Source organism: Holophagaceae bacterium (assembly GCA_016720465.1).
In the GTDB taxonomy this organism is placed as follows: domain Bacteria; phylum Acidobacteriota; class Holophagae; order Holophagales; family Holophagaceae; genus JANXPB01.
The window spans coordinates 1,809,781-1,816,503 of record JADKKO010000004.1 but is presented as its reverse complement, the minus strand read 5'-3'; the positions used below and the strand labels follow the sequence as shown (position 1 = coordinate 1,816,503).

Below are 6,723 nucleotides of genomic sequence, written 5' to 3'. Positions count from 1 at the left end.
CGGCATGGAGTGGTTCAAGCCCTGGCGCACTATCACCGGGCGTGAGGACGCCTCTGTAAAGCTGTCGGAATTGCAGGTCGTACTGGAGGGCGTCTTCGAGAAGCGTCGCTTCCTGGACCTGCTGCGCTACTTCATCGTGTTCGAGGATCAGGGCGGCGGACAGCTTGTGAAGAAAATGGCGGGCTACCACCAATTCCACGCTGTGAACGTGGCCCTTGAGGAAACGCTGCGAGCGGCCGAGGCCGTCACCGAGGAACATGCTGGAGACCTCACCGGGCGCTATACCGCTGGTGGCCAACCGGGCGGCGATCCAGGTGACCGGCGGATCGGGGTGGTTTGGCATACGCAAGGCTCGGGCAAGAGTTTGACCATGGCCTTCTATGCTGGGCGCCTGATCCTGCACCCCGCGATGGCCAACCCGACGATCGTAGTACTCACCGACCGCAATGATCTCGATGACCAGTTATTTGGAACCTTTGCGCGCTGTCGTGACCTGCTGCGCCAGCCGCCGGTGCAGGCCGCCGACCGCGCCGATCTGCGCGCGAAACTCAGCGTCGCCTCCGGCGGCGTGGTATTCACCACTATTCAGAAATTTTTCCCGGAAGAGAGGGGAGATCGGCACCCAGTTCTCTCAGACCGGCGCAACATCGTCGTCATAGCCGACGAGGCGCACCGCAGTCAATACGACTTCATTGACGGCTTCGCACGACACATGCGCGACGCGCTGCCCCATGCGTCGTTCGTTGGCTTCACCGGAACACCCATCGAGAAGACCGACGCCAATACGCGGGCCGTGTTTGGCGACTACATCAGCGTTTACGACATTCAGCGCGCCGTCGCCGATGGCGCCACGGTGCCTATCTACTACGAGAGCCGACTCGCGAAACTTGAACTGAAGGAGTCGGAACGCCCGAAGATTGACCCCGATTTCGAGGAAGCGACCGAAGGGGAGGAGGTCCAGCGCAAGGAGAAGCTCAAGAGCCGTTGGGCTCAGCTTGAGGCAGTGGTCGGTTCCGAGAACCGACTCAAGCTCCTCGCCCGTGACCTAGTGGAGCACTTCGAGAACCGTATCGCGACGATGGATGGTAAGGCGATGGTGGTGGTCATGAGCCGTCGCATCGCCATCGAGCTATACCGTGAGTTGGTCGCGCTGCGCCCGGCCTGGCACGGCAAAGATGACGAACATGGCTCTCTCAAGGTTGTCATGACAGGCTCCGCGTCAGACCTGCTCGACTGGCAGCCACATATCCGCAACAAGAAGCGCCGTGAGGACATGGCGTCGCGCTTCCGGGATCCAAAGGACCCCTTCCAGATCGTCATCGTCCGGGACATGTGGCTCACGGGCTTCGACGCCCCCAGCCTGCACACGATGTACGTGGACAAGCCGATGCGCGGCCATGGGCTGATGCAGGCCATCGCCCGCGTCAATCGCGTCTTCAAGGACAAGCCGGGCGGACTTGTGGTGGACTACCTCGGCTTGGCGGACGAGTTGAAGCAGGCACTGGCGACCTATACGGAGGCAGGTGGCGCCGGGAAGACCGCGCTTGACCAGGCCGAAGCCGTAGCCTTGATGTTAGAGAAATACGAGGTCTGCCAGGGGCCTGTTCCACGGCTTCGATTGGAGCAAGTGGGTGGTCGGTTCGCCGCAGGCTCGCCTTTCGCTGCTACCTGAAGCACAGGAGCACATCCTTGTGCAGGAGAACGGCAAGGACCGGTTACTCCATACTGTCACCGAACTGTCCCAAGCCTTTGCGCTGTCAGTGCCACACACAGAGGCTATGCGCATTCGGGACGATGTGGGCTTCTTTCAAGCCGTCCGCGCTGTGCTCTCCAAGAGCACGCCCGGCGAAAGTAAGACGGATGAGGAACTGGACCTTGCCATCCGGCAAATTATCTCCAGGGCAGTGACCTCGGACGAAGTCGTGGACATCTTTACCGCTGCGGGTCTCAAGAAACCCGACATCTCGATCCTGTCGGACGAGTTCCTGGCTGAAGTGCGCGATATGCCCCAGAGAAACTTGGCTGTTGAGTTGCTCCAGAAGCTACTGAAGGGAGAGATCAGGAACCGAGCCAAGCGAAACGTGGTCCAGGCCCGATCCTTCGCGGAGATGCTAGATCAGACCGTGCGCAAATATCAGAATCGCGCCATCGAAGCTGCCCAGGTGATCGAGGAGCTGATCCGGCTTGCCAAAGAGATGAAGGCCGCAGACGCCCGCGGAGAGTCGCTAGGCCTCAGCCCCGATGAACTTGCCTTTTATGACGCCTTGGAGGCCAACGACAGCGCAGTAAAGGTGCTAGGAGAGCCCACGCTCCAAGCCATCGCTCGCGAGCTAGTGGATACCGTCAGGAAGAATGTGACCATCGACTGGACCTTGCGTGACAATGTGCAGGCCCAACTCCGAGTGTTGGTACGACGCATTCTACGAAAACACGGATACCCACCCGATATGCAGGAGAAGGCCACCCAAACCGTGTTGGAACAGGCCGAGGTGATTATGGGAAACCTGGTTGGGTAATGATTCATATCGGAGACCTTCAGGATCCCAGCTCGGACTCAATGGGTTCTGCCTTAGCCCGGCTTGTCCAAGGCTCTGGCCACCTAGAGATCGAGTATTATCATGGGGACACCGTTATTTATGGTGACTTTCAATAAGGATAAGTGTCATGTCCTTCAACTTTTCCATTCCTCAAATAGTTGGCGACCCTTTAGAGTTTATTTTAAATGTCGGGGAAAGCCTTTTTCTCTTAGGGGCTAATGGAACTGGTAAATCAAGCTTAATGCACCGGTTCTATAATGTTCATAGGGCCAACGCTCGTCGGATATCCGCGCACCGGCAGACATGGTTTTCTTCCAATGCAATAACCTTGTCACCCGAACAAAGGCGAAGCACCCAAAACGATATTCAAGCAACAGACGCCGGACCCACATCGCGATGGAGAGATGACTATTCTGCAGCGCGTGCAAGCATTGCAATATATGACCTCATTGACGCTGAAAATGTTCGTGCGCGAGCCATAGCTGGAGCGGTCGATATCAGCGATATTGATCTTGCCAGGGTACTCTCAAAAAAAGATGCGCCAATCAAGATCATTAACGAGTTGCTTCGGCTTTCCAACATACCCATTGAAATCTCAGTAAAAGAAAACGAGCAAGTCCTCGCCAGCAAATCAGGCTGTAATCCATACAGCATTGCCGAGCTTTCGGACGGCGAACGTAATTCTCTCCTTATCGCGGCGGATGTGCTGACGGCTAAACCTGGTTCCTTAATTCTCATTGATGAACCCGAACGCCATCTTCATCGCTCCATCATTTCCCCTCTTCTTACCCTATTGTTCCAAAAGCGACTGGACTGCGCTTTCATCGTTTCGACGCACGAGGTAATGCTGCCCTCGACAATCCCAGTGCTCATACTTTGCTCGTTCGAAATTGCCTCTGCGAGGTTCTTCATTCACGGCATGGGACGTTGATTTGGTTTCTTCCCAAACTGAGCTTCCTGATGATCTCAAAATGGAAATAATTGGCTCACGCAGGAAGCTTCTTTTTATCGAAGGTGAAGATCAAAGTTTAGACAAGCCTCTCTACAGCTTGTTATTCCCGGATGTGTCCGTTCTTGCAAAATCTGGTTGTCGTGATGTCGAACATGCTGTCTCCGGGATTCGAGGTACGGCGGCCCTCCACTGGCTACGTGCTTTCGGGATCGTTGACAACGATCGCCGAACTCCTAACGATGCCGTCCGCCTGAAGGGGAAGGGTGTCTATGCTGTCTCGGTCTACGCGGTCGAATCAATCTATTACCATCCTGAAATTCAAAACCGCGTAGTTAAACGCCATGCGGCCGTCACAGGAGAGGATGCATCTGCCCGTCTTGACGCTGCCACGGCTTCAGCTCTTTCGGCCATCGGCCCACATGTCCAACGATTGAGCGAGCGCACTGTAGAGAAGACGCTACGTGAGGAAATGATGCGAAAATTGCCTCGAAGAGAGGATATAGCGGCAGCTAACCCTATAACCATATCAATTGATGTACCCAATGCGGTGACAGCGGAGCGGAAGCGATTAGAGGATGCTATTGCGGCCGGAAATCTTGAGGAGATCATCACCCGGTACCCAGTGCGCGAGACGCCAGCATTGACAAGGATCGCAACAGATCTTGGGTTTCAAAACCGGGAACAATATGAAGCGGCTGTTCGCAAACTACTAATAGATGACGAAGAGGCACTCGTATTTGTGCGAACTCTTTTCGGTTCGCTTGTGGCTGATCTTGCTGAATCTGAGTGTGGTTCCGAAATCCCACCGCTAAACAGTCCAGAAGCTGTGCCAGGAATCGTCCCATAGGTCGTCGTGATCCATCAAAGACACTCCCAGGTTCTCGCAAGCGTCCCTGGGGTATCAATTGCTTATCCCCCCTTGGAAGGAGTACGTGTTGTCGAGATAAGGCGGGAGTGAGATTCTGGAGAATACGGATCAGCTGAGGATGTCATACAGAACGTCTATGGTTGGATCGACTTGTCTGAGTTCCTCGATTATTCCCTTCCACACCTTCAGGTCACCGGATGAACAGCACTGGCGACCGAGGCGCCGGGTAGCAATGTCCTGAGCCAGCTGATTCTCGTAGCCATCCCACTGACCTTCTGTCTGATGAGTCCAAATATCGATGTTATTTGGATTCCAGAGCCGATACAGGATGTCTCGGATGCTGTAGAGAGCTATTTTCCCATCAGGCACGAGCTGTTTGTGCAAGGGCCCGAGGGCTTCACCTACTTTATGGATCCCATCCAATACAGCGGAGGGGCCACCTGATCTGAATGCATCTTCGAGCATGATACGTAACTCTGGTGGAACTCATCAAGGCACCGCAAACACTGGTCTGCCGCGAACAAAGCCATTTTTGAGTGCCGTTCACCAAGTCGCATTAAATCCTCCATTCGAAAATTGTAATACATGTTTTCAAAATTAAAAATTATTAGTTAATAAATATTATAATTTATTACAAATTTTACAAAATTTAATAATTATCATGACTCAAGATACTTCGAATAGATATGTGTAGAAAGGAATGGATGAAAACAGAAATGCCTCAATCCTTAGATTGAGGGCTAGATTGGACGGCGTCCTGAATGTAGTCATTAATCATAAGCCATTGTATATTATTTTTTAAAAAATACTTATGTGACGTCTAGCGTAATGGTTTGACGACCTATATTGATCTTTATCATGAGAACAAAGAAAAGAATCGACGTCACGCGCTACACCCTCCGCCTCATTCCTCCTGAGCATCGAGAGCTCTCGGCCTTGGCCGACATCCTCGGGATGGGCTTCGCAGATACGCTGCGCTTCGCGGTACGCGATGCCCTTCGTCGTCACCAGGAAGAAGAACTGGCAGGGCCTGTCGATGAACTCCGTTCACGCATCGAATACCTGATCACCCTTACACACAGCGTCGAGAAGGGTGCCAACGCCAAGATGGAGGCCGCGATCCAGAACGCATACTCAGCAGCGGCATGTTCCCGAGCGATGGTCAACCTTTCACCCAAGAAGGCCGAGCTGGAGGTCGAGATTGACCGCCTCGGGCGCGAGGGCGCCTGAATGGCCATGTGCAAGGCTCCCAAGCACCAGGGCGGGCATGCGCCCCCAGCAGGTGAACTGTGTCGCTACCTGGTCCAGGAAGAAGCGAGAGAGCAGGTTTGGACCCTTGATGTGCACGGGGAAACCCTCGATTCCGAATCCATGCGAGATCAGCTCGGCGGTTACAACGCCCAGCACTGGCACGCCATCGTGGCTCCGAGCACCAATGAATGCCTGGCATTGATCGAGCGCTATGGCTCCCTCGAATCGGCCGCCAAGGAGCACGCCAAATCAATCGGGCTTGAATTGACGCGAGCAACCAGATGCCCCCGCCCTTGCGTCTCTATTCATGTCGAGCGGTCGACAGGTCCGGACCTCCGGTTTCATTTCCACTATGTAGGGAAAGGCCCCTGCCCCACCCGCATGTTTGGTGAAAAAGGGGCTCTTCAACGGTCATGGGACCGAGCTTGGAATCTGGACCGCAAGCCAATTAAGGATTGGGACTGCCATAGACAATTCATCGAGATCCGAGCCCAGTTACGGGAAGTGACCCGCGAACAACGGGAAGTGAATAGGGCACGGCAACGAAACCTAGTTGCGGCGCGTTCACCCAGTGCCAAGCGTTCCATTAGGGATCAGTACCTGGGCAGAGAGACTGGTTTGATCCACCGCCGCCACACGCTCGAACGGGCAGCCTGCGACGCTCGCTACGGCGCCAGGATGGATCTGGGAGGACCAGCCCACCTCGCCGAACTTCAATGCATTGATGCCCGAAAATCTGCTGCCTTGGGACGGATTTCAGGGCGGACGATTCCCCGGAGGTTGCACCAGAAGCTGATCTCCCGAGCAGGGCGGGCCGTCAGCTCAGCGAAACGGCGGGCCAAGCGCGTCCTCTCCCATGCCCTACCTATTTCTATCGAACGTCTGGCCCACCGTCTCGCAGGTCACACCCTTCAGAACACACCAAAGGCTTTGCGCCCTATAGCTCATCAGACCATCCGCGTTTCAGCGGAAGGGTTGCGGTTGATTCAGTCGTGCACGCGGCGTGTCATGAAGGTCCTGATCCAGCTCATTCATGAGCTGATCAAAGCCACCTACCAACTTGCCCAGATCGGAGTCCGGGCTGCTGCCAGAGAGGTGCCCTCGGCGTGAAGGTA

At 54.9% G+C, this 6,723-nt stretch carries 5 protein-coding genes and 1 pseudogene; 5 read left to right on the top strand and 1 reads right to left on the bottom strand.

What is annotated here, in order from left to right; genetic code table 11:
• From IPQ13_15345 to IPQ13_15335, 3 genes and pseudogenes are all read left to right on the top strand, one after another.
• Window positions 1-2,516 (top strand): annotated as a pseudogene (locus IPQ13_15345) (type I restriction endonuclease subunit R).
• Window positions 2,517-2,664: 148 nt separating this feature from the next.
• Complete coding sequence (locus IPQ13_15340) at window positions 2,665-3,468, top strand: ATP-binding protein (GenBank protein ID MBL0212265.1); 804 nt, start codon at window positions 2,665-2,667, stop codon at window positions 3,466-3,468.
• Between the two features lie 40 nt (window positions 3,469-3,508).
• Entirely contained in the window at window positions 3,509-4,336 is an 828-nt protein-coding gene (locus IPQ13_15335) for a hypothetical protein (protein ID MBL0212264.1), read from the top strand.
• 129 nt (window positions 4,337-4,465) lie between these two features.
• Here IPQ13_15335 and IPQ13_15330 read toward each other — a convergent pair whose 3' ends face one another.
• Entirely contained in the window at window positions 4,466-4,822 is a 357-nt protein-coding gene (locus IPQ13_15330; protein ID MBL0212263.1) for a hypothetical protein, read from the bottom strand.
• Between the two features lie 393 nt (window positions 4,823-5,215).
• Here IPQ13_15330 and IPQ13_15325 point away from each other — a divergent pair, with 393 nt between their 5' ends.
• A complete protein-coding gene (locus IPQ13_15325) occupies window positions 5,216-5,587 on the top strand; it encodes a hypothetical protein (protein MBL0212262.1) in 372 nt (123 codons plus the stop codon).
• Complete coding sequence (locus IPQ13_15320) at window positions 5,588-6,718, top strand: hypothetical protein (GenBank protein ID MBL0212261.1); 1,131 nt, start codon at window positions 5,588-5,590, stop codon at window positions 6,716-6,718.
• The last annotated feature ends 5 nt before the right edge of the window (window positions 6,719-6,723 follow it).